This is a genomic window from Dellaglioa sp. BT-FLS60, from assembly GCF_054941065.1.
In genome coordinates this window covers 196,994-217,791 of the sequence record NZ_JBSOLI010000036.1, presented here as the reverse complement: position 1 = coordinate 217,791, position 20,798 = coordinate 196,994, and the positions used below count along the sequence as shown (strand labels likewise).

The 20,798-nt window shown below is 36.4% G+C and carries 19 protein-coding genes; 15 read left to right on the top strand and 4 right to left on the bottom strand.

Annotation, left to right across the window (positions count from 1 at the left end):
• The first annotated feature begins 166 nt into the window (after positions 1-166).
• From ACVQ8P_RS08330 to recA, 3 genes are all read left to right on the top strand, one after another.
• Complete coding sequence (locus ACVQ8P_RS08330; RefSeq protein WP_462298760.1) at positions 167-472, top strand: rhodanese-like domain-containing protein; 306 nt, start codon at positions 167-169, stop codon at positions 470-472.
• A 170-nt stretch (positions 473-642) separates the two neighbouring features.
• Positions 643-1,068 (top strand): MarR family winged helix-turn-helix transcriptional regulator, encoded by a 426-nt coding sequence (locus tag ACVQ8P_RS08325; protein ID WP_462298759.1) that lies wholly within the window; start codon positions 643-645, stop codon positions 1,066-1,068.
• A gap of 218 nt (positions 1,069-1,286) precedes the next feature.
• Positions 1,287-2,453, top strand: a complete 1,167-nt coding sequence (recA, locus tag ACVQ8P_RS08320) for a recombinase RecA (protein WP_462298758.1) — start codon at positions 1,287-1,289, stop codon at positions 2,451-2,453.
• A 56-nt stretch (positions 2,454-2,509) separates the two neighbouring features.
• Here the strand turns inward: recA and ACVQ8P_RS08315 are convergent, their stop codons facing one another.
• Positions 2,510-3,391 (bottom strand): LysR family transcriptional regulator, encoded by an 882-nt coding sequence (locus ACVQ8P_RS08315; RefSeq protein WP_462298757.1) that lies wholly within the window; start codon positions 3,389-3,391, stop codon positions 2,510-2,512.
• A gap of 107 nt (positions 3,392-3,498) precedes the next feature.
• Here ACVQ8P_RS08315 and ACVQ8P_RS08310 point away from each other — a divergent pair, with 107 nt between their 5' ends.
• From ACVQ8P_RS08310 to ACVQ8P_RS08300, 3 genes are all read left to right on the top strand, one after another.
• On the top strand, positions 3,499-5,169 hold the full coding sequence (locus ACVQ8P_RS08310; RefSeq protein ID WP_462298839.1) for a malolactic enzyme: 1,671 nt from the start codon (positions 3,499-3,501) through the stop codon (positions 5,167-5,169).
• 29 nt (positions 5,170-5,198) lie between these two features.
• The gene (locus ACVQ8P_RS08305; protein ID WP_462298756.1) at positions 5,199-6,167 is read left to right on the top strand and encodes an AEC family transporter; all 969 of its coding nucleotides are present in this window, start codon (positions 5,199-5,201) and stop codon (positions 6,165-6,167) included.
• 143 nt (positions 6,168-6,310) lie between these two features.
• Positions 6,311-6,901 (top strand): ECF transporter S component, encoded by a 591-nt coding sequence (locus tag ACVQ8P_RS08300; protein ID WP_462298755.1) that lies wholly within the window; start codon positions 6,311-6,313, stop codon positions 6,899-6,901.
• Positions 6,902-6,955: 54 nt separating this feature from the next.
• Here the strand turns inward: ACVQ8P_RS08300 and ACVQ8P_RS08295 are convergent, their stop codons facing one another.
• The 3 genes from ACVQ8P_RS08295 to ACVQ8P_RS08285 all read right to left on the bottom strand — a co-directional run bounded on the left by ACVQ8P_RS08295 (position 6,956) and on the right by ACVQ8P_RS08285 (position 9,117).
• Positions 6,956-7,333 (bottom strand): hypothetical protein, encoded by a 378-nt coding sequence (locus tag ACVQ8P_RS08295; protein ID WP_462298754.1) that lies wholly within the window; start codon positions 7,331-7,333, stop codon positions 6,956-6,958.
• Between the two features lie 20 nt (positions 7,334-7,353).
• Complete coding sequence (locus ACVQ8P_RS08290) at positions 7,354-8,049, bottom strand: DNA/RNA non-specific endonuclease (protein WP_462298752.1); 696 nt, start codon at positions 8,047-8,049, stop codon at positions 7,354-7,356.
• Positions 8,050-8,139: 90 nt separating this feature from the next.
• A complete protein-coding gene (locus ACVQ8P_RS08285; protein WP_462298750.1) occupies positions 8,140-9,117 on the bottom strand; it encodes a Gfo/Idh/MocA family protein in 978 nt (325 codons plus the stop codon).
• A gap of 137 nt (positions 9,118-9,254) precedes the next feature.
• Here ACVQ8P_RS08285 and ACVQ8P_RS08280 point away from each other — a divergent pair, with 137 nt between their 5' ends.
• The 9 genes from ACVQ8P_RS08280 (at position 9,255) to gatB (ending at position 20,781) form a co-directional block, all read left to right on the top strand.
• On the top strand, positions 9,255-9,932 hold the full coding sequence (locus ACVQ8P_RS08280; RefSeq protein ID WP_462298748.1) for a glycoside hydrolase family 73 protein: 678 nt from the start codon (positions 9,255-9,257) through the stop codon (positions 9,930-9,932).
• A gap of 177 nt (positions 9,933-10,109) precedes the next feature.
• Entirely contained in the window at positions 10,110-10,682 is a 573-nt protein-coding gene (locus ACVQ8P_RS08275; RefSeq protein ID WP_462298746.1) for a xanthine phosphoribosyltransferase, read from the top strand.
• Positions 10,683-10,821: 139 nt separating this feature from the next.
• A complete protein-coding gene (locus ACVQ8P_RS08270) occupies positions 10,822-11,961 on the top strand; it encodes a 5-(carboxyamino)imidazole ribonucleotide synthase (protein WP_462298745.1) in 1,140 nt (379 codons plus the stop codon).
• Between the two features lie 145 nt (positions 11,962-12,106).
• Complete coding sequence (pcrA, locus tag ACVQ8P_RS08265; protein WP_462298743.1) at positions 12,107-14,341, top strand: DNA helicase PcrA; 2,235 nt, start codon at positions 12,107-12,109, stop codon at positions 14,339-14,341.
• 34 nt (positions 14,342-14,375) lie between these two features.
• Positions 14,376-16,391 (top strand): NAD-dependent DNA ligase LigA, encoded by a 2,016-nt coding sequence (gene ligA / locus ACVQ8P_RS08260; RefSeq protein ID WP_462298838.1) that lies wholly within the window; start codon positions 14,376-14,378, stop codon positions 16,389-16,391.
• Between the two features lies 1 nt (position 16,392).
• Positions 16,393-17,544, top strand: coding sequence for a CamS family sex pheromone protein (locus tag ACVQ8P_RS08255; RefSeq protein WP_462298741.1), 1,152 nt, complete (start codon positions 16,393-16,395; stop codon positions 17,542-17,544).
• Positions 17,545-17,582: 38 nt separating this feature from the next.
• Positions 17,583-17,885 carry an Asp-tRNA(Asn)/Glu-tRNA(Gln) amidotransferase subunit GatC gene (gene gatC, locus ACVQ8P_RS08250; RefSeq protein WP_462298740.1) on the top strand — a complete coding sequence of 101 codons (303 nt, stop codon included), beginning with the start codon at positions 17,583-17,585 and terminating at the stop codon, positions 17,883-17,885.
• Positions 17,886-17,887: 2 nt separating this feature from the next.
• The gene (gene gatA / locus ACVQ8P_RS08245; protein ID WP_462298739.1) at positions 17,888-19,351 is read left to right on the top strand and encodes an Asp-tRNA(Asn)/Glu-tRNA(Gln) amidotransferase subunit GatA; all 1,464 of its coding nucleotides are present in this window, start codon (positions 17,888-17,890) and stop codon (positions 19,349-19,351) included.
• On the top strand, positions 19,351-20,781 hold the full coding sequence (gene gatB, locus ACVQ8P_RS08240; protein WP_462298738.1) for an Asp-tRNA(Asn)/Glu-tRNA(Gln) amidotransferase subunit GatB: 1,431 nt from the start codon (positions 19,351-19,353) through the stop codon (positions 20,779-20,781). Before gatA ends, gatB begins: the two co-directional genes overlap by 1 nt.
• The last annotated feature ends 17 nt before the right edge of the window (positions 20,782-20,798 follow it).

Sequence of the window (20,798 nt, the reverse complement as noted above, 5' to 3'; positions counted from 1 at the left end):
GGTACAATTTAGAATCTTAAATCGAACTTAATGCGTCTTATTTTACTTTTGGACGATATAACGAGTAAACTAAAATCCAATCTAAGTTAGAAACAGATGTTTCTTGTAAATTGTGCTGAAATTCAATACAATAAAGCCTATAAAATGACAAACAGGGGGATTTAAAATGAACTTTGAAGATGATATTCCAACAATCACAACGACAGAACTCGAAGCATTGTTACTAGATAAGCCACAAATCATTGATGTGCGTGAAGATTTTGAATTTGCGGAAGGGCATATTCCTGGCGCAATAAATGTGCCTTTAGATGAAATTGATCAATATGAGTTAGAGGGTCAAGTTTATATCATTTGTCGCTCGGGACGTCGAAGTGCGCAGGCTGCAGATATTTTATTTGAAAAAGGTAAAGATGTTGTTGATGTCTATGGCGGAATGCTTAGTTGGCAAGGGTCAACGGTCACAGGGAGTTAAACGTTTTCACTAATTTTATATTTTTAAGAAAAGAGGGGAACATATTACTTGTATATGTCCCCCCTTTTAATCTATAATAAGTGAAATGAGCATTTAGGTATTAGAAATTGATAATTGTTTTTAGTTTTGTTTTGGGTGAGAACTAAGTGCATATAACTAGGAGGATAAAAATGATTGAGTTAAGCGGAACTTTCAACAAATTAAATCAGTTATTGAGCTTGTATGGGAAGCAAGATGGGCTTATGAATATTAAGCAATTAGGGACAATTGATACTTATTATTTAAACGCAATCGAGCAGTTGAAGAGCCCAACAATTGGGCGTGTGTCAACGTTATTGAATCAGTCGACACCAAATACGAATTACCATTTGAAGAAATTAATTACGTTAGGGTTAGTGACGAAAAAAGCGGACATTTCAGACAAACGGGTCATTCATTTGTTTGTGACAGATAAATATAAAGAGTTAACGACCGTCAATAGTGATTTTTGGAATCAATTGGAAAGTAAATTAGAGACACAAGTGACTGGGAAAGATTTAGCGACTTTTAGACGAGTTTTGAAAGAAACAATTAGTCAGATTGAAGCAATGGAATAAATTTAGGAAATTAAATTTTTTTTGAATAAAATGACGTACTTAATTAATAAGCGTGCGTTATAGTTGAATGGATTGACACTTAGTAAGGACGATAAATGCATCGTTCTTTTTATTTTTGACAAAAATAATTTAACGCTTGCGATATAAAATTTAATAAGGTATGATAAGTAAATAGAAACGAACAGATGTTCTACTATTGAGAGGATGGGGTACTAACTATGGCTAACAGAAGTATTGCAACCGGAGACGGCAAAAGAAAAGATGGTAAAGAACGCGAAGCAGCATTAGAAAAAGCGTTATCAGCAATTACAAAAGAATTCGGACAAGGCGCTATCATGAAGATGGGGGACAAAGCCGATACAAAGATTGATGTCACTTCAACAGGTATTTTATCGTTGGATTACGCATTAGGTGTGGGTGGTTTTCCTAAAGGCCGTATTGTCGAAATATACGGACCAGAAAGTTCTGGTAAAACAACGATTGCGCTTCATGCAACTGCAGAAGTACAAAAAAATGGTGGTACGGTCGCTTATATTGATGCTGAAAATGCGATGGATCCAGCCTATGCGACAGCACTAGGTGTTGATATTGATGGTCTATTATTATCACAACCAGATACTGGTGAACAAGGATTAGAAATTGCGGATGCCTTGGTATCCAGTGGTGCCGTTGACCTTGTTGTTATTGATTCAGTTGCAGCCTTAGTTCCTCGTGCTGAAATTGAAGGCGAAATGGGTGATGCGCATGTTGGGTTACAAGCCCGTATGATGTCACAAGCTCTTCGTAAATTAGCTGGTTCAATTAATAAAACAAGAACAACCGTTATTTTTATTAATCAATTACGTGAAAAAGTTGGGGTTATGTTCGGTAGCCCTGAAACAACACCGGGTGGCCGTGCTTTGAAATTCTACGCAACAATCCGTTTGGATGTTCGTCGTCGTGGACAAATTAAAGATGGTACTGACGTTATTGGGAATGAAACAACAATTAAAGTGGTTAAGAATAAAGTAGCACCACCATTCAAGATTGCTGAATTGAATATGATGTATGGGTCAGGTATCTCAGCTACTGCTGATATCTTAGATCTAGCTGTTGAAAATGGCATTGCTGAAAAAGCTGGTTCATGGTTCTCATATCATGGTGAACGTTTAGGTCAAGGTAAACCAAACGTTGTTAATATTTTGGAACAAAAACCAGAAATGTTACATGAAATGGATCAAGAAGTTCGTGCAAAAATCTTTGCACCTGATGAAGCAGAAGTTCCTGCTAAAGAAGTTAAGGCAGAGACAGAAGAACCAAAGAAAACAACTAAAAAAGCAAAAAAAGCTGACGATAAACCAGCGCTAGATTCAAAAATCGAAACATTAGATATACCGGAAGCTTAGTAAAAAAGAAAATGCAAGTTCACATGATAAAATGTGAACTTGCATTTTTTCTATTCCTATATAGAAGGATCAATCAAAACGTCAATTAATTTTGCTTGAGTGGGCGTTAAAATATGGCTGACGCGATAAACGAGTGACATTAAGAATTTGGGTTGGTCTGGTTCTGATAAAGGTAATGCAACAAGGTTATCTGAAGCGTCCAAAGCAAGTTCCGTTAAAAAGCCAACACCAACATTTTCAGCAACCATCTTTTTAATGATTTGACTGTCGCTCGTGGTATAGATGATTTGTGGCTTGAAATGATTCTTGGCCGTTAATTCTTTAAAAGCGATTGGGTGAACAAAGCCTTCATTCTGCATAATGAATTTTTCATTTCTAAGTTCAGCAAATTTAATAGATTTCCTTGATGCAAGTGGATGTCGTTTACTCACGATGATTTTGAAATTTTTAGAGGCAAAATTTCTAACAATTAAGCGATCATCTTCTATGGGTTTAACCGAACCGAGCAAAGCCATATCTAATGAGCCATTTATTAATTGGATGAGAAGGTCCTGAGACCCATTACCAACAGTATCAAGATGATCAATTAAGCCTAATTGGAATAAGTTACCAACAATTTGTGGAAAGTAGTAGGTTCCTATAATAGGAGGTAGGCCAAATCGGATACGTTCATTTTTAAGTTGTTCAATTTCCTGATTTGCGATTTTTAATTCTCGCAGAATAATCGCAACGTGTTCCGCAAACTGTTCACCACTTGGTGTGAATAAAATTTGGTGATGGGATTGGTCACGGATAATTAATTGTGTATCGAGTTCTGTTTCCAATCGCTTCATAGAAGTTGTGATGGTGGGTTGACTAACTGAAAAAAAATCAGCAACTTTTGAAAAATTTCTTAAATTAATTATTTGTTGGTAATATTCTAAATCTCGAATGTTCATTATAATCCCCTTAGAATCAACGTTTTTAGTCCTCATATAAATAATATTTATAGTATAACATATGTTTGACTATAATTTTCCAAGGGGTATATTCTAGTTTTTGTAAGATACAGAGAAAACAAAAATATAAAAAAATAATGGAGGAATCAATTATGACAAAAGCACAAGATATTTTAAATAACCCATTTGTAAATAAAGGAACAGCATTTACAATGGACGAACGTCGTGAATTAGGACTTATTGGTATGTTACCAGCTAAGGTGCAAACAATCGAAGAACAAGCAACACAAAATTACGCACAATACTTAAGTAAAGAATCAGGCCTTGAAAAACGCCATTTCTTAATGGAATTATTCAACGAAAACCGTACCTTATTCTTTTACTTAATGGGCCAACATGTTGCTGAATTCATGCCAGTTGTTTATGATCCAGTTGTTGCTGACTCAATCGAAGAATACAATGAAATTTATGTTAACCCACAAAATGCTGCATTCTTATCAATCGATCATCCAGAAGATATCGAAGCAACATTAAAAAATGCTGCTGCAGGTCGTGACATTCGTTTGGTCGTTGTGACAGATGCTGAAGGTATTTTAGGTATGGGCGACTGGGGTGTCAACGGTGTTGATATCGCAATTGGTAAGTTAATGGTTTATACAGCAGCTGCTGGAATCAATCCTTCACAAGTTTTACCCGTTTCAATTGATGCTGGTACAAACAATGAAACATTGATGAATGACCCATTATACCTTGGTAACAAACATGCTCGCGTAACTGGCGCCAAATACTACGACTTCGTTGATGGTTTTGTTCAAAGTACAAAAGGCTTGTTCCCAGAATTATTATTACATTGGGAAGATTTTGGCCGCTCAAATGCTGCTAATATTCTTGAAAAATACCAAAATGATATCACAACATTTAATGATGATATTCAAGGTACAGGGATTGTTGTTTTAGCTGGTATCTTAGGTGCGCTAAGTATCACTAAAGGTTCAATTGCTGACCAAAAAGTTATCACTTACGGTGCTGGTACTGCTGGTGTCGGAATTGCTAACCAAATCATGGACGAAATGAAACGCGCTGGTGTTTCAGAAGAAGATGCTCGCAAACGTTTCTTCTTAGTTGACAAACAAGGGTTGTTGTTTGATGATACAGAAGACTTAACACCTGGTCAAAAAGAATTTACGCACAAACGTTCAGAATTTACTAACGCTGATGAATTAACTTCTTTAGAAGCTGTTGTTAAAGCTGTTCAACCAACTGTTATGATTGGAACATCTACACAACCTGGTACCTTTACGAAAGAAATTGTTCAAGAAATGGCTTCACATGTTGAACGTCCAATCATCTTCCCATTATCAAACCCTACAAAATTAGCAGAAGCTAAAGCTGAAGATTTGATTGCATGGACTGATGGACAAGCATTAGTTGCTACTGGTATCCCAGCAGATAACGTTGACTACAATGGTGTTACTTACCAAATTGGCCAAGCTAACAATGCACTTATGTACCCAGGTCTTGGATTTGGTATTATTGCATCAACAGCTTCAAGAGTGAATGGCGAAATCTTGTCACAAGCTAGCCATGCTTTAGGTGGAATCGTTGATACGACAGCCGTTGGTGCTGCTGTATTACCACCTGTTACACATTTAGCAGAATTTTCACAAACAATCGCAGAAGTTGTTGCCCAAAGTGTCGTAGACCAAAAATTAAACAAAGAAGCAATTACGGATGTTAAGAAGACTGTTGCAGATATGAAATGGACACCTAAGTACTAAAAAAAGCGTAGAGAGAAGGACAATTAATTATGGTATTTTTCCAATCAATTCAAAGTGTTCTAGTTGTTGTTTTGATGATGTTACTTGGTTATATTTTACAAGTTAAAGGATGGTTCGCTGATTCATTCGGTGGCAACATCTCATCATTAATTACTAAAATTGCTTTGCCAGCATCAATTTTCGTTTCTGTTTTGAAATATTTAAAACGTGATCAATTAGTTGCATTATCAGGTAGTTTACTCTACCCTGCAATTGCGGTTATTATCGGTTACTTGATTGCTTGGGCACTTGTTCATCTTTTGAACATCAGACCTGGTCGTCGTGGTATCTTTATGAATGCCGTTGTTAACGCAAATACAATTTTCATTGGGTTACCTTTAAATATTGCATTATTTGGCGACAAGAGTATCTCATATTTCCTTGTTTACTATATTATTAATACAGTTTCAACATGGGCATTTGGTGTTTTCTTAATTTCAAATGATGATCCTACAAAAGATAAATCAGATAAAACGAAAAAGAAAATCAACTGGGCTAAAGTAATCCCAATGCCACTTGTTGGGTTTATCGTTGCATTAATCTTCTTGGTTCTTGCAATTCCAGTTCCTGATTTCATTAACCAAACATTAAGCTATGTCGGTGGATTAGTGACACCATTATCATTAATTTATATTGGTATTGTGTTAGCCAAAGCTGGTTTGAAGAGTATCAGATTTGACCGTGATACAATCGTTGCCTTACTTGGACGTTTTGTCTTATCACCAATCATTTTGATTGCTGTTATCCTTTTGGGCACACATTTAACTGGCGCAGATTTAGCACCATTATTACAAAAAACATTGATTGTTCAATCAGCAACACCTATGTTAGCTGTATTGCCAATCTTAGCTAATGAAGCACATGGAGACGTTAAATACGCAACAAACATTGTTACTTCAAGTACAATCTTGTTTATCATTGTTGTTCCTATCTTAACAACGCTTATCTCTTTCATGTAAGATAAAATGATTTAAATAGTTCTTCAATGATTACCCCCATAATCATTGAAGAACTATTTTTTTGCATATTAATGGCAACGTACGTTAAATCAGTTATAATAAAGAAACATTGAAAAGACGATTAAATTTGTAGGAGTAAAAACATGAAAACTAATAATAAAACATATCATATGAGTATTTTAGCGTTATTTATTGCGATTATTATCGTTCAAAATTTCGTTCCCTTATTTGGTTATATTCCGGTTGGACCGTTAAGTATTACAACGATTCACATTACCGTTATTGTTGCGGCTTTGGTATTAGGTTGGAAGGATGGGGCATTTGTTGGTGGTGTCTGGGGACTAATCACATTTATCAGAGCTTTTGTGTCACCCACAAGTCCAATTGCGCCGATTGTGTTCACCAATCCACTGATATCAATTGTGCCAAGACTCCTAATTGGAATTGTTACGGCAGCTGTTTTTTATTTTTTATATAAATGGTGGAAAAATCAAACATTGGCGATGGTCATGGCATCCATTATTGGTTCATTAGTTAATACGGTCTTAGTTTTAGGGCTTATTTATCTGTTGTATCATGGACAGGCTGCTAATTTTTATAAAGTTGATATGGAACAATTATTGCCTTATATTATGGGATTAGTTGTCACAAATGGGGTGCCAGAAATGATTTTGGCAGGGATCGTTGCCCCATTAATTGCGAGACCGTTACAAAAAATGGTTCGTAAAAGTTAAATCTATGTATTAAAAAAGTTGTTAACAACGAGATTTTTCTCTGTTAACAACTTTTTAATTGAATTTAGAAATAATTTTCGAGTTTAATTCGCCAGATTCTAGGGCAATTAAAGCATCAATGAGGGGCATCTGATGGATTTCAGTCTCCTCAGCAAGTAAACTTTTAGGAATAAAGAAAGTCGTTGAATAAGCATCCCCAGCAAGGTAATCGCCATCAATTGTCTGACCTAAAATGCAGACATCATCCCAGTTTAAAGAGATTGTATCAGGTGTTTGTAAAAAATTCATGGTCTCAAGAAACTGTGTTTGAAGTGAGCGACCTGGAAATTGCAAGTAGCCATCGCTTGTTTGATGGATGTTTGAATCAAGTAGCAGTTTTTGCAACGTTTGTGGTGCTAAATCCGATAGTTGGCCTTTTAATTCTGTGAACATGACTAATACACTCCTTTGAATTAACGTTTATTCAAAATAGTAACATTAAAATTGATATTTCCCCAAGAGGTTGTACTTTTACCTTGCATCTGAATCGCTTTAGGAAAGAGCGATTTGCCAGAGAAAATAGGGGTAATTTGATAACGAACATGATCACCTTTATCGATGGCTGCCCGAACCGCATTTTCGTATTTAGTCATGTAAGGTGTGTTTACGGGATTCTGGTACAAAGTTGCTAGATTTTCTTTCTTATCACCGTTACCACCAAGTTGTCGCCCAATTAAATGGCCACGGGAATGGTAGTAAGGTGACAGTCCAGAAACAAAGCCAGTGGGGCGGATAGAAGCGTTAGCTGATGTCCCTCTAGCTTCCAAAGCCTTAACTAAAAGGGCGTTTGCCTGTGTGGCACGTCCAAGTGAATCGAGAGCACCGTATTTAATCCAGCCGCTTGAAGAATCTGCTAGGTCACTTTTTGAAAATGTTGGATTTTTATTATCAATAATCCCGTTAACCGCTTTATTACTATTAATAGCACTTGTGTTTGCTTTTCCTGTTCCGCTTTTAACACGGATGGAAGTGGTATGATTATTTGATTGTAGTAAGTTTTTCACTGAATCAGGTAATTTACCACTGAAAAGTGACACGATTAAAAGGACTGCGAGTCCAACTAAGTAATTTCGTGTTCGATTTTTGTAGTAGCGTTTCTTTCGTTTCATAAAATTAAGCCCTGCCTCTTTTTCTTTTAGTGTAGCATGAAATTAAAAAAAGTTATCAACAATTAACGTTGATAACTTTTTGAATGCCCTTTATTTTTCGAATGGGTATTGATAGTGCCATTGTTCACGAGCTTGTGTCATGATTGACATCACATCTGTTGTTTTTTCTAAGAAAGGTTTGGGATCTAATTCGCCTGAAACCATGTCTTGAACATCTTTGATTTCATAATTCATGGCTTGTTTTGTATGGCCAAAAATAATTTCTTTGGTAGCACCATCGGCAAAGACTAACGTGGCTTTGTTAGCACGAGGATAATCATAAACGGTAAAGTAACCACCTTCGTAAGCAATGATTCCCATTTTAGGCATTTTAGCTCTAAAGGTTAAAGACACATTTGCAAGTTCGTCGTTGTTATTTCTTAAACTGATAGTTTCAGATTCGTCGACGCCTGATTTGAATAAATTCATTGATGATCCTGTAATTTCAGGTGTTGCTGTCATGAATTGTCGAACGAATGCCAACGCATAAACGCCAATGTCCAATAATGCGCCCCCAGCTAAATCAGGATTGAAAAAGCGATTTGTTGGATCTGGCTCTTTAGAACTACCAAATGAAGCTTGAATCATTTTCAACTTACCTAAGTTGTTTTCTTCAGCAACTTCAATGATTTTTTTGTAGAGTGGCATATGGTAAACCGTCATTGCTTCTTGTAAAATCAAGCCTTTTTTTTCAGCCAAATCAGTTGCCTGTTTTAATTCAGCGCTTGTCATTGTAATGGCTTTTTCGCTTAAAACATGTTTACCAGCTTCAAGAGCGGCCATGATTGTTTCAATGTGATAATTGTGAGGTGTCGCAATGTAAACGATATCAATTTCCTTGTCAGCTAATAAGTCTTCGTAACTACCATAGGCATGTGGAATGTTAAATTCGTTCGCAAACGTTTGTGCTTTTTCTAAATCGCGTGAGCCCGCTGCATAAATTTCACCAAATGGTTGGTCAAAGTAAGTTGCGAAGCTGTGAGCGATGTTACCAAGTCCGATAATTCCCCAATTCAAATTTTTTGCCATAATTGTTCTCCTATCCCGATTAAGATACATCAAGTTTAACAGAAATTTAATTAAAAGAGAAAAAATACGATGGAAATAGGTACAAAATTAGGGTAAAATAGGTAAATCAATTAAAAAGTATAGGGACGGGTGTACGAATGAAAAAGAAAAATGGACGAGGGATTTTTATTAAAAATGGGAAAGTTCAAGTTGCGAATATTGTTGTTTTAATTTTGATTCTAGGCATTATCACAGTCGTTATTTCGATGCACGTTCATAAAAATAACGTTGTTCGAGATGAATCAATTGCAACGTCATTATCAACCTCAAAAATTGAAGCAAGTGAATCAGCTAAAAAGGCCGCAGAAGCTGCTAAGAAGCAAGCTTTCATAAAAAAAGTTTCACCTGAAGCACAAAAAATGCAAAAAAAATATCACGTTTTTTCTAGTATTACGATTGCACAAGCAATCTTAGAATCTGATTGGGGAACAAGTTCCTTAGCTAAAGATTACAACAATTTGTTTGGTATTAAAGGAACGGGTAAGCGAGCTAAAGATTTTAGAACAAAAGAACAAGGGAAAGATGGCAAGTGGGAAGAAGTAACCGCTAAGTTTATCGTTTTCAAAGATTGGGATGAAGCCATCATGTCTCATTCAAAATTATTGGCTCATGGGAACACTTGGGATAAAAACCAATTTTCTGATGTTATCTCAGCAACAACGTATGAAGATGCAGCAGCAGCTCTAATTGTTGATGGATACGCAACTGATAATGATTATAGTACAAAATTAACAGATATTATTAAGCAATATAAGTTAGATCAATACGATAAGTAAAACGGATTTATGGCAATTACAATAGCAATAAATGAGTGGATTCAAATTGAATTTAACCCTATTTTATGTTATTCTTGAGTCATTCAAAACCGGAATGTAGCTTTTTTACTGATACCGAAGTGAAAAAGCTATTTTTATACCCAAAAAATATAGATAGCAAGAGGAGCGTACCCTAACGTGAAACTTTTAGAAGACAGAATTATGCAAGATGGTATTGTATTACCAGGAGATGTATTGAAGGTTGACCAATTTTTAAACCACCAAGTTGACCCTGATTTAATGTTTACAATGGGTAAAGAATTTGCCAAACTATTCAAAGATGAAAAAATTACTAAAATCTTAACAGTCGAATCATCAGGTATTGCACCAGCTGTTTTTGTTGGGTTACAATTCCATGTTCCTGTTGTTTTCGCGCGTAAAAGTAAAAGTGTAACAATGCAAGATAACTTGTATTCAGCTTCTGTTTATTCATACACGAAAAAAATTGAAAGTACGATTGCTGTTGCCAATAAATTTTTAGGCGAGAATGATCGTGTCTTAATTATTGATGATTTTTTGGCTAATGGTCAAGCAGCTGAAGGCTTATTCAAAATTTGTGATGAAGCTAAAGCTGAAATTGCAGGTATTGGGATTGTGATTGAAAAATCATTCCAAAAGGGTGCTGAATTAATTCATGAACGTGGGGTTCGTTTAGAATCACTTGCTAAGATTTCATCATTTGATGGTGGTCAAGTTCATTTTGAAGATTAAACTTATTGAAAAGAACGCATTTTGCGTTCTTTTTTTATTTTCTAATGAATTTGTTAAATTATTGATGCTAAAGCTTGCTTGAATTGCGTGATAACAGTATGATTAAGAGTAAAGTTAAAGTAGAAAGTAGTGAATAATAGTGGAAAAAAAAGTAATCTTTCCTGGAAGTACATTGGGAATAATTGGAGATAGTCCAACGGGTGCAATGTTGGCCATGGCTGCAAGAAATTTAGGCTTCAAAATAGCAGCATACAGTCAAAATGAAGTCAGTGAAGCACTTCAATTAGCAGATTATTCTGTTGTGGGTAAGATGAATGATAAGGATAAATTGAAAGAATTCGCTGAACGAACAGATATTGTGACATACGAATCTGAGCATGTCAGTTCAGAAGTCATTGAATATATTTCAAAATTCACTTATGTCCCACAGCAATATAACGCCCTAGAAATTGTACAGGATCGTTTGTTGGAGAGAGCTTTTTTTGAGCAATTAAATATTAACATTCCACCATTTGAAACCATCGTATCACTTGAAGATGTTTATAATTCTGTACTTTCAATAGGTTATCCCAGTGTTCTAAAACCTATTCAAAAAGGGTTTGGTAAAAATTATCAGAGTGTGATTCGGACGCAAGCTGATATTTCGGATGCCGCACACTTGGTTGAACGTGGGACATATATTTTAGAATCATGGATTCCTTATGAACAAGAAATTTCAATGATTCTCATCAAAAATGGTAAGGAAATTAATTTTTTCCCAGCTATTGAAAGTAGATATAGTGATCATAGATTGCATGAAGCCATTGTTCCTGCTAATTTAGATACGGAAACGTCTGCTGAAATTCACAAAATTGCCATTAAAATTGCTGAGAATTTAGATTATACTGGTGCGTTAGAAGTTGGCTTTTTTGTCACAAAATCTGGTGCCATTTATGTGAAACGCATTGTGCCAGCTATGCACCAATCAGGGTATGTCTTTGATAAAGCCACGAACGTCTCTATGTATGAACAGCATTTGCGTGCGATATGTGGGTTACCATTATCAAAAGTTAAATTCCTTGCACCAACTATTATGGTGTCTTTAAAAGAGGAAGAATGTGCTGATTTGAAGACACAATGGGTCCTTAAAAATAATTGGTATTACCATTTTTATCGTTATCCAGAAAATCATAAAATGGATCGGGCTGGACATATTTTAGTTCAATCAGATTCGGTGCGAGAAGCACTAAACCAAATTGAAGATACTGGGATTTGGACTAAAAAAGAATCAATAAATTAATAAAAATGAAAGGATGAATCGAATTAATTCGATTCATCCTTTTTAATTGAGTAAAATACCGCATATATTAAACAAAAATTAAAGAAGTTAGGGCGTTTTTTTGCTATAATGTATAGTGACTGATTTATAGAGAGGATTGACTAATTTGACTACTGAAAGCTTATTGAACGGAATGAATAACAAACAAAAAGAAGCCGTCTTACAAACAGAGGGACCACTCTTGATTATGGCTGGAGCCGGAAGTGGAAAAACACGCGTATTAACACATCGTGTTGCTTATTTAATTGAAGAAAAAGGGGTTAATCCGTGGAACGTTTTAGCCATTACGTTTACGAATAAAGCTTCAAAAGAAATGCGCGAACGTGTTAATAAATTACTTGATAAAGGCGCAGAAGATGTTTGGGTTTCAACTTTCCATGCACTTTGTGTGCGTATTTTAAGACGCGACATTGATCAAATTGGTTATAATCGTGCGTTTACCATTGCTGATCCAGGCGAACAACGGACATTAGTTAAACGAATTTTAAAAGAACAAAATATTGATCCACAAAAATTTGATCCAAGATCTGTCTTGGGTGCTATTTCGAATGCTAAAAATGATTTACTGACAGAAAAAGAATATGCTGAGCGTGCTGCTAGTATGTTTGAACAAATGGTTGCTAAAGTTTATACGGCATACCAAAAAGAATTACGCTCAAATCAAGCTGTCGATTTTGATGATTTGATTATGTTAACGATTCGGTTATTCAAGGAGAAACCAGAAACGTTGGCTTTCTACCAAAATAAATTCCAATACATCCATGTGGATGAATACCAAGATACCAATGAAGCCCAATATACGTTGGTTAATATGCTAGCGGAACGTTTTAAAAATCTCTGTGTTGTTGGGGATGCGGATCAAAGTATTTATGGTTGGCGTGGTGCCAATATGGATAATATTATGAACTTTGAAAAAGATTATCCAAATGCTTCTGTGGTTAAGTTGGAACAAAATTATCGCTCAACAAAAACGATTTTAAATGCGGCTAACTCGGTTATTGACAACAATACAAACCGCAGTGATAAGAGTCTTTGGACTGATAATAAAGATGGTGAGAAGATTTCTTATTATCGCGGTCAAAGTGAAAATGATGAAGCACATTACGTTGTTGAGAAGATTCAAGAACAAATCAAAGATAACCATCTGAACTATGGTGATTTTGCCATTTTATATCGGACGAATGCACAGTCTCGTGTGGTTGAAGAAACATTCTTAAAATCAAGTGTTCCTTACAAAATAGTTGGTGGACACAAGTTCTACGAACGCTTAGAAATACGCGATATCTTGGGGTACATTCGCTTAATTGCTAATGATCAAGATTCAATGAGTTTTGACCGTGTTGTGAATGTGCCAAAGCGTGGTATTGGTGCAAGTAGCATTGATAAGTTACGTGAATTTTCAGACATGAATAACTGGACAATGCTTGAAGGGGCTGAAAATTCAGCACTTGCTAACATTTCTGGTAAAGCGGGTAAATCACTTCAAGAATTTGCCACAATGATTCGTGGTTTACAAAAAATGCGTGAATTTTTAAATGTGACAGAATTAACCAGAGAAATTTTGAAACAATCTGGTTATGAAGCTAGTTTGAAAAAGACGAAAACAATCGAAAATGAAACGCGACTTGAAAATGTCGAGGAATTCTTGTCTGTAACACAACAATTTGATGACCGTTGGGAAGCTGAAGAAGATGATAGTGATCGTTATGTTGATTTTTTAGCTGATTTAGCGTTAGTTTCTGCGCAAGATGATATTGCAGAAGAACCTGAAGAAGTCACATTGATGACGTTACATGCTGCCAAAGGTCTTGAATTCCCAGTTGTCTTTTTAATGGGATTAGAAGAGGGGATTTTCCCACTTTCTCGTGCCATGTTAGAGGATGATGAATTAGAAGAAGAACGCCGTTTAGCTTATGTGGGAATTACACGTGCTGAACGTAAATTATATCTGACAAATGCTTTTTCAAGAATGTTATATGGACGCCGCCAAAGCAATCAAGCGTCACGTTTTATTGGTGAAATTGATGAAACCTTACTTGAATTAGATAACAAAACGGCAGCACCATCGGCATCTTCTGTGCGTGCTTCGTACTCAAATCAACGTGCGACGGCGACAACTTATCATCGCCCTACTAAGACGGTTGAACGGGATAGTGGTACGGGTGCTGATGCAGTTGTTTGGCGTATTGGTGAAAAAGTTGAACATAAAGCTTGGGGGACTGGAACCATCGTTAAAGTTTCAGGCTCAGGTTCAGATGCTGAATTGGATATTGCTTTCAAAGAACAAGGCATTAAACGATTGTTAACGGCATTTGCACCAATAACAAAGAAGGTCGATTAAATACAAGGAGGGTTCAAGTTTGTCAAATCAAGCCATAACGTTGGAAGAAGCAGCTAACAAAATTAATCAATTAAAAACTGACTTAATCAAGTGGACGCGTCAATATTATGTCCTTGATCAGCCAACTGTTGAAGACCATGTCTATGATGATCGTTATCAACAATTAATTGAACTTGAGCAAGCCTTTCCTAGTTTAGTCACACCAGATTCACCTACGCAACGTGTTGGTGGACAAATACTACCGGGCTTTGAAAAAGTCTCACATGAGGTCCCAATGTTGTCATTGGGAGATGTTTTCTCAATTGAAGAATTAGCTGAGTTTGATCAACGATTACAAAAATCAGTTGAGGCTGAAGTTAGCTATAATGCGGAGCTTAAAATTGATGGGTTAGCGATTTCGTTAACGTATGAAAATGGCCTATTTGTTAAAGGGTCAACTCGTGGGGATGGGACAATTGGTGAAGATATCACTGAGAATCTTAAAACAGTTAAGTCGATTCCGTTAACGTTGACAGAACCGATTTCGCTAGAAGTTCGTGGTGAATGTTATATGCCAACCAAGGCTTTTGTTGCGTTGAATAAACGTCGTGAAGAAGCTGGGGAAGCGATTTTTGCTAATCCGCGAAATGCAGCCGCCGGCAGTTTGCGACAATTAAATACCGCTGAAACAGCGCAACGACAATTGAGTACATTTATTTATTACTTAGTTGATCCGGAAGCATTGAATGTAAAAACACAGAGTGATGCGTTAAAACGATTATCTGAACTGGGTTTCAGAACAAATAGGGATTCACGTGTTACGCATAATATGACGGAAATTTCGGCATATATTGATGAATACCAAGCAAAACGCCATGATTTGTCTTACGACATTGATGGCATTGTGATTAAAGCTAATTTATTTACGATTCATGAGGCAGTTGGGAATACCGTTAAAGTGCCTAAATGGGCAATCGCCTACAAATTTCCACCAGATGAACAGGAAACAAAAGTTTTAGATATTGAATGGACAGTAGGTCGAACGGGTGTTGTAACGCCAACGGCTATCATGGAGCCAGTAACATTAGCTGGAACGACGGTTTCGCGAGCGTCATTGCATAATGGTGATTTACTTAAACAAAAAGATATTAGACTTAAGGATACGGTCAAGTTACATAAAGCCGGAGATATCATTCCAGAAATTTCTGAAGTTGTTTTAGATAAACGGCCTGCAGACAGTGTTGATTATGAACTACCAACGCATTGTCCCGTTTGTGGAGCAGCGTTAGTCCATTTGGATGAAGAAGTGGCTTTACGCTGTATTAATCCTAAATGCCCTGCGCTTATTAAAGAAAGTTTGACCCATTTTGCTTCTCGAAATGCGATGAATATTGATGGACTTGGTCCTAGGATTGTAGAACAATTATTTGAAGCTCAGTTAATTACTGATGTGGCTGGCTTATATCAATTAACGGCTGATCAATTATTAACGTTAGATAATTTTAAAGAAAAATCTGTTAACAAATTATTGCAGGCAATTGATACTAGTCGACAGAATTCAATGGAGCGGTTGTTATTTGGATTAGGAATCCGGCATGTTGGTGCTAAAGCAGCACGATTAGTTTCTGCTGAATTTAAAAGTATGCAACAGTTAATGACAGTGACGGCTGAAGAAATAGTAGCAATTGATTCAATTGGGCAAGTCATTGCGGATAGTCTTGTAACCTATTTTGCGAATGAACAAGTACATGAATTAATTACTGAGTTGGCTGCAGCCAAAGTTAATTTAACTTTCTTAGGTCAAACAGCTACTGAAATAGCAGAAGCAGCTGAAGGTAGTCCCGTTATGGACAAAAAAGTCGTCCTAACTGGGACGCTTGACCAATTGAAACGAACCGACGCTAAAAAATGGTTAGAAGCGCACGGTGCTTCTGTTGTTGGGAGTGTTTCGAAAAAGACTGATTTATTAATTGCCGGGCATGATGCTGGGAGTAAATTAACCAAGGCTGAGCAACTAGAAATTGAAATCTGGGATGAACAAAAATTCATCTCAGTTATGGAAGGAGTGTAACATGAAAAAAATTAAAATTGGACTTATGCTAAGTTTTTCACTGCTTCTTTTAGCAGCTTGTGGGAACGTCTCATCAACTTCAGGGACATCAGGCGTTTCTAAGAGTACGTCAAGTTCTGGTTATCAGACAACGGGCCAAACAAGTGATAGTAATTACGAAGGTGTCATTAAAGATGGCAAGTATTTAACAAGTAAATCAAGGGGTGTAGCACTCACTCAAAATGATAACGTCTTGAATTTAAAAAGTTTTGAATCTGGGTTATTAGATTTATCGAAAGACCAGTTTGCAACAGATAGCTATATTTTCCAAGAAGGCCAGTATCTAACAAAAGACACGGTTCAAAGTTGGTTAGCGCGTGAATCGAGTTCGAATAAAGCTGGTTTGAATCCTAAGGATAATGGTAAAACGGGTGAAACAGCTCGTAATCCAATGTACGTGCAACAAGTTGAAGAACAAGATTTCATGACTAAAAAAGGAAACAAGATGACACTTTCAGGTATGTCTGTGGGTATCGGGATGAATTCAGTTGATTATTATCAAAAAGAAGAATATGGTGCTGAATACAAAACCATTATTTCTGATGCGACAATGAAGGCAAAAGGGGAAGAAGCTGCTAACAAAGTGGTTGCTCGTCTTCGTAAAACTAAGGGAATTAGTGATAATATCCCAATCATGGTCGCTTTGTATAAGCAAGCATCAAATGATAGTTTAGTTGGTGGCAGTTTTTACGCTTACGCAGTGAACAAGAATGGTAAAACAACCATTGATAATTGGAAAAACGTCTCAATTAAAAGTTATACATTCCCAACCACTTCAACATCGACAACACCCAATACAAATGATGAAACGTCATTTACGAATTTCAAAACTGAAGTGCAAAGTTTCTTCCCTAATTTAGCGGGTGTGACAGCACAAGTTCAATATAAGAACAAAGCAATTACAGGGATGCATATTAACATTACATCGCAATTCTATAGTGAAACTGAAATTGTGAGTTTTACACAGTACTTATCAACAACCGCTGCGAAATATTTAGCTTCGGGAATTCCGATTGATATTACCGTCAAAGGTAGTGATGGGACCGTGCAAAGTTTCCTTGCCAAAACAGCTAAAGAAAGCTCATACTATACGCATGTATTTACCAGTTATTAAAAATGAAATTAATTTGAATTTTGAAGGGATGGCTTTGAATGTCAATTAGTAAAGAAGAAGTAAAGCATGTCTCAGAGTTAGCTAAATTAGAGCTCAGTGACAAAGAATTAGAATTATTTACCAGTCAGTTAGATGATATTATTGGGATGGCTGAACAATTGTCAGAAGTAGATACAACTGACGTGCCAGTTACAACACATATTACGGATGTGCTTAATGTCATGCGTGAAGATGTTGCTGAAAAAGGGACAGATCGTGACTTACTCTTTAAAAATGCACCAGATAGTGAAAATGGCTTTATTAAAGTGCCAGCAATTATTGATGAAAGTGGGGAAGCTTAACGATGGATTATTTCAAACAAGATTTATCAAGTTTACATGACGCGTTAGTCAATAAAGAAATGAGTTCTGAAGAATTAACGAAGGCGACTTTTGATGAAATAAAAGCACGCGATTCAAAAATAGCTGCTTTCCTCGCTATGAATGAAGAAATGGCTCTTAGCCAAGCTAAAGCCGTTGATGCCGCTGGTATTGATGCCACTAATATCTTAGCCGGAATTCCGATGGCTGTTAAAGATAATATTGTCACAAAAGACCTCACAACGACTGCTGCAAGTAAGATGTTGGAAAACTTCAACCCAATTTACGATGCAACGGTTATTGAAAAAATGCGTCAAGCACAAATGGTAACGATTGGTAAAACAAACATGGATGAATTCGCCATGGGTGGTTCTACTGAAACGTCAGCTTTTAAAACAACGAAAAACCCTTGGGATACAACTAAGGTTCCAGGTGGGTCATCAGGTGGCTCTGCTGCAGCAGTTGCTTCAGGTGAAGTGATTGCAGCTCTAGGATCAGATACGGGTGGTTCAATTCGTCAACCAGCTTCATTTAATGGAATTGTTGGGACAAAACCAACTTATGGTCGTGTGTCTCGTTATGGGTTAATTGCTTTTGCTTCAAGTTTGGATCAAATTGGGCCATTTACACGTAGCGTTAAAGATAATGCTGCTGTCTTGAATGCAATTAGCGGGAATGATGTTCATGATGCAACAAGTTCAGCTCAAGCTGTTCCTGATTTTACTGCAGGCTTAACGGGTGACATTAAGGGAATGAAGATTGCTTTGCCTAAAGAATATTTAGGTGAAGGGGTTGATGCTGGCGTGAAAGAAGCCATTCAAAAAGCGGTTAAAACGTTTGAAGAATTGGGTGCAACTGTGGATGAAGTCAGTTTACCAAATAGTAAATATGGCGTGCCTGTGTACTATATTTTAGCTTCCTCTGAAGCTTCATCTAACTTACAACGTTTTGATGGTATTCGTTATGGATTCCGTGCACAAGATGTTAAGAGTTTAGAAGATGTTTACGTTCGTTCTCGTTCAGAAGGGTTTGGCGATGAAGTGAAACGTCGGATTATGTTAGGAACATTCTCATTATCTGCTGGTACTTATGATGCTTTCTTTAAGAAGGCAGCTCAAGTTCGAACATTAATCTGCAATGATTTCCGTAACGTATTCAACGATTACGATTTAATTATCGGCCCAACTGCACCAAATACAGCGTTCAATATTGGTGCCAAAATTGAAGATCCTATTACAATGTATATGAATGATATTTTAACAATTCCAGTTAATTTAGCTGGGTTACCCGGAATGTCAATTCCTGCTGGCTTCTCTAATGGCTTACCCGTTGGCTTACAATTGATTGCTAAATCATTTGATGAAGCAACGATGTATCGTGCTGGGTATGCATTTGAACAAGCAACTGATTTCCATAAAGAAATCCCTACGTTAGGAGGTCAAAACTAATGAATTTTGAAACAACAATTGGACTTGAAGTTCATATTGAAATGAAAACTAAATCTAAGGCATTCTCACCTTCAAAAGTTGATTTTGGAGCAGAGCCTAATACAAATACCAATGTTATTGATTGGGGTTATCCCGGTGTTTTACCAACGGCTAATAAAGGCGCAATCGAATATGGGATGCGTGCCGCATTAGCTTTAAATTGTGAAATTACAAAGGATAACCATTTTGATCGTAAAAACTATTTTTATCCTGATAATCCAAAAGCTTACCAAATCACACAATCAGAAGAACCTATTGGTCGTAATGGTTTCTTAGAAATTGAAGTCAATGGTGAAACAAAAAAAATTGGGATTGAAGAAATGCATGTTGAAGAAGATGCGGGTAAAAATACGCATAATCCCAATGGCTATTCTTACGTCGATTTAAACCGTCAAGGAACACCTTTGATTGAAATTGTGTCACGTCCTGATATTAAAACGCCTGAAGAAGCCTACACATATCTTGAAAAATTACGCCAAGTTATCCAATTTACTGGTGTTTCAGATGTGAAGATGGAAGAAGGGTCAATGCGAATTGATGTTAATATTTCAATCAATCCAATTGGTCAACCAGGTTATGGGACAAAGACTGAAATGAAAAATTTAAACTCATTTGAAAATGTTCGTAAAGGACTTGAGTTTGAAGAAAAACGTCAAATGAACCTCTTAATGGCTGGTGGTCTTGTGCAACAAGAAACACGTCGTTTTGATGCACCGACTGGGACAACCATTTTAATGCGTGTCAAAGAAGGGGCTAGCGATTATCGTTATTTCCCAGAACCAGATATTCCACCTATTCATATTAGTGATGACTGGATTCAAGAAGTCAGAGAATCAATTCCTGAAATGCCTGATAAACGTCGTGCGCGTTATGCAAGCGAATTAGGCTTACCTGAATATGATGCTGAAATTTTGACACAAACAAAAGAAATGTCAGATTTCTTTGAAGACACCATTCAATTGGATGCTGATCCTAAATTAGCCGCTAACTGGTTAATGGGTGAAGTGAATGCCTTCATGAATACAAATAAGTTAAACTTACAAGATACTAAATTAACACCAGAAAATCTTGCTGGTATGATTAATTTAATTACTGATGAGACCATTTCAAGTAAGATTGCCAAAAAAGTTTTCCAAGAAATTATCAAAAATGGGAGTGAACCTAAAGCTTGGGTTGAGTCTAAAGGACTTGTGCAATTATCAGATCCAGCTAAATTACAACCTATTATTGATGGTATTTTAGATAACAATGAACAATCAATTGAAGATTTTAAAAATGGTAAAGATCGTGCTGTTGGATTCTTAATCGGACAAATCATGAAACAAACACATGGGCAAGCAAATCCTAATGTGGTTAATCAATTGTTGATGGCTTCATTGAAGCAAAGATAATCTTATTAAAATAAGGT

Excerpts from the sequence above, each read along its gene's own strand:
- ACVQ8P_RS08330 (WP_462298760.1), top strand. The coding sequence starts at position 167 with ATGAACTTTGAAGATGATATTCCAACAATCACAACGACAGAACTCGAA.
- ACVQ8P_RS08325 (WP_462298759.1), top strand. The coding sequence starts at position 643 with ATGATTGAGTTAAGCGGAACTTTCAACAAATTAAATCAGTTATTGAGC.
- recA (WP_462298758.1), top strand. The coding sequence starts at position 1,287 with ATGGCTAACAGAAGTATTGCAACCGGAGACGGCAAAAGAAAAGATGGT.
- ACVQ8P_RS08315 (WP_462298757.1), bottom strand. The coding sequence starts at position 3,391 with ATGAACATTCGAGATTTAGAATATTACCAACAAATAATTAATTTAAGA.
- ACVQ8P_RS08305 (WP_462298756.1), top strand. The coding sequence starts at position 5,199 with ATGGTATTTTTCCAATCAATTCAAAGTGTTCTAGTTGTTGTTTTGATG.
- ACVQ8P_RS08300 (WP_462298755.1), top strand. The coding sequence starts at position 6,311 with ATGAAAACTAATAATAAAACATATCATATGAGTATTTTAGCGTTATTT.
- ACVQ8P_RS08295 (WP_462298754.1), bottom strand. The coding sequence starts at position 7,333 with ATGTTCACAGAATTAAAAGGCCAACTATCGGATTTAGCACCACAAACG.
- ACVQ8P_RS08290 (WP_462298752.1), bottom strand. The coding sequence starts at position 8,049 with ATGAAACGAAAGAAACGCTACTACAAAAATCGAACACGAAATTACTTA.
- ACVQ8P_RS08285 (WP_462298750.1), bottom strand. The coding sequence starts at position 9,117 with ATGGCAAAAAATTTGAATTGGGGAATTATCGGACTTGGTAACATCGCT.
- ACVQ8P_RS08280 (WP_462298748.1), top strand. The coding sequence starts at position 9,255 with ATGAAAAAGAAAAATGGACGAGGGATTTTTATTAAAAATGGGAAAGTT.
- ACVQ8P_RS08255 (WP_462298741.1), top strand. The coding sequence starts at position 16,393 with ATGAAAAAAATTAAAATTGGACTTATGCTAAGTTTTTCACTGCTTCTT.
- gatC (WP_462298740.1), top strand. The coding sequence starts at position 17,583 with ATGTCAATTAGTAAAGAAGAAGTAAAGCATGTCTCAGAGTTAGCTAAA.
- gatA (WP_462298739.1), top strand. The coding sequence starts at position 17,888 with ATGGATTATTTCAAACAAGATTTATCAAGTTTACATGACGCGTTAGTC.
- gatB (WP_462298738.1), top strand. The coding sequence starts at position 19,351 with ATGAATTTTGAAACAACAATTGGACTTGAAGTTCATATTGAAATGAAA.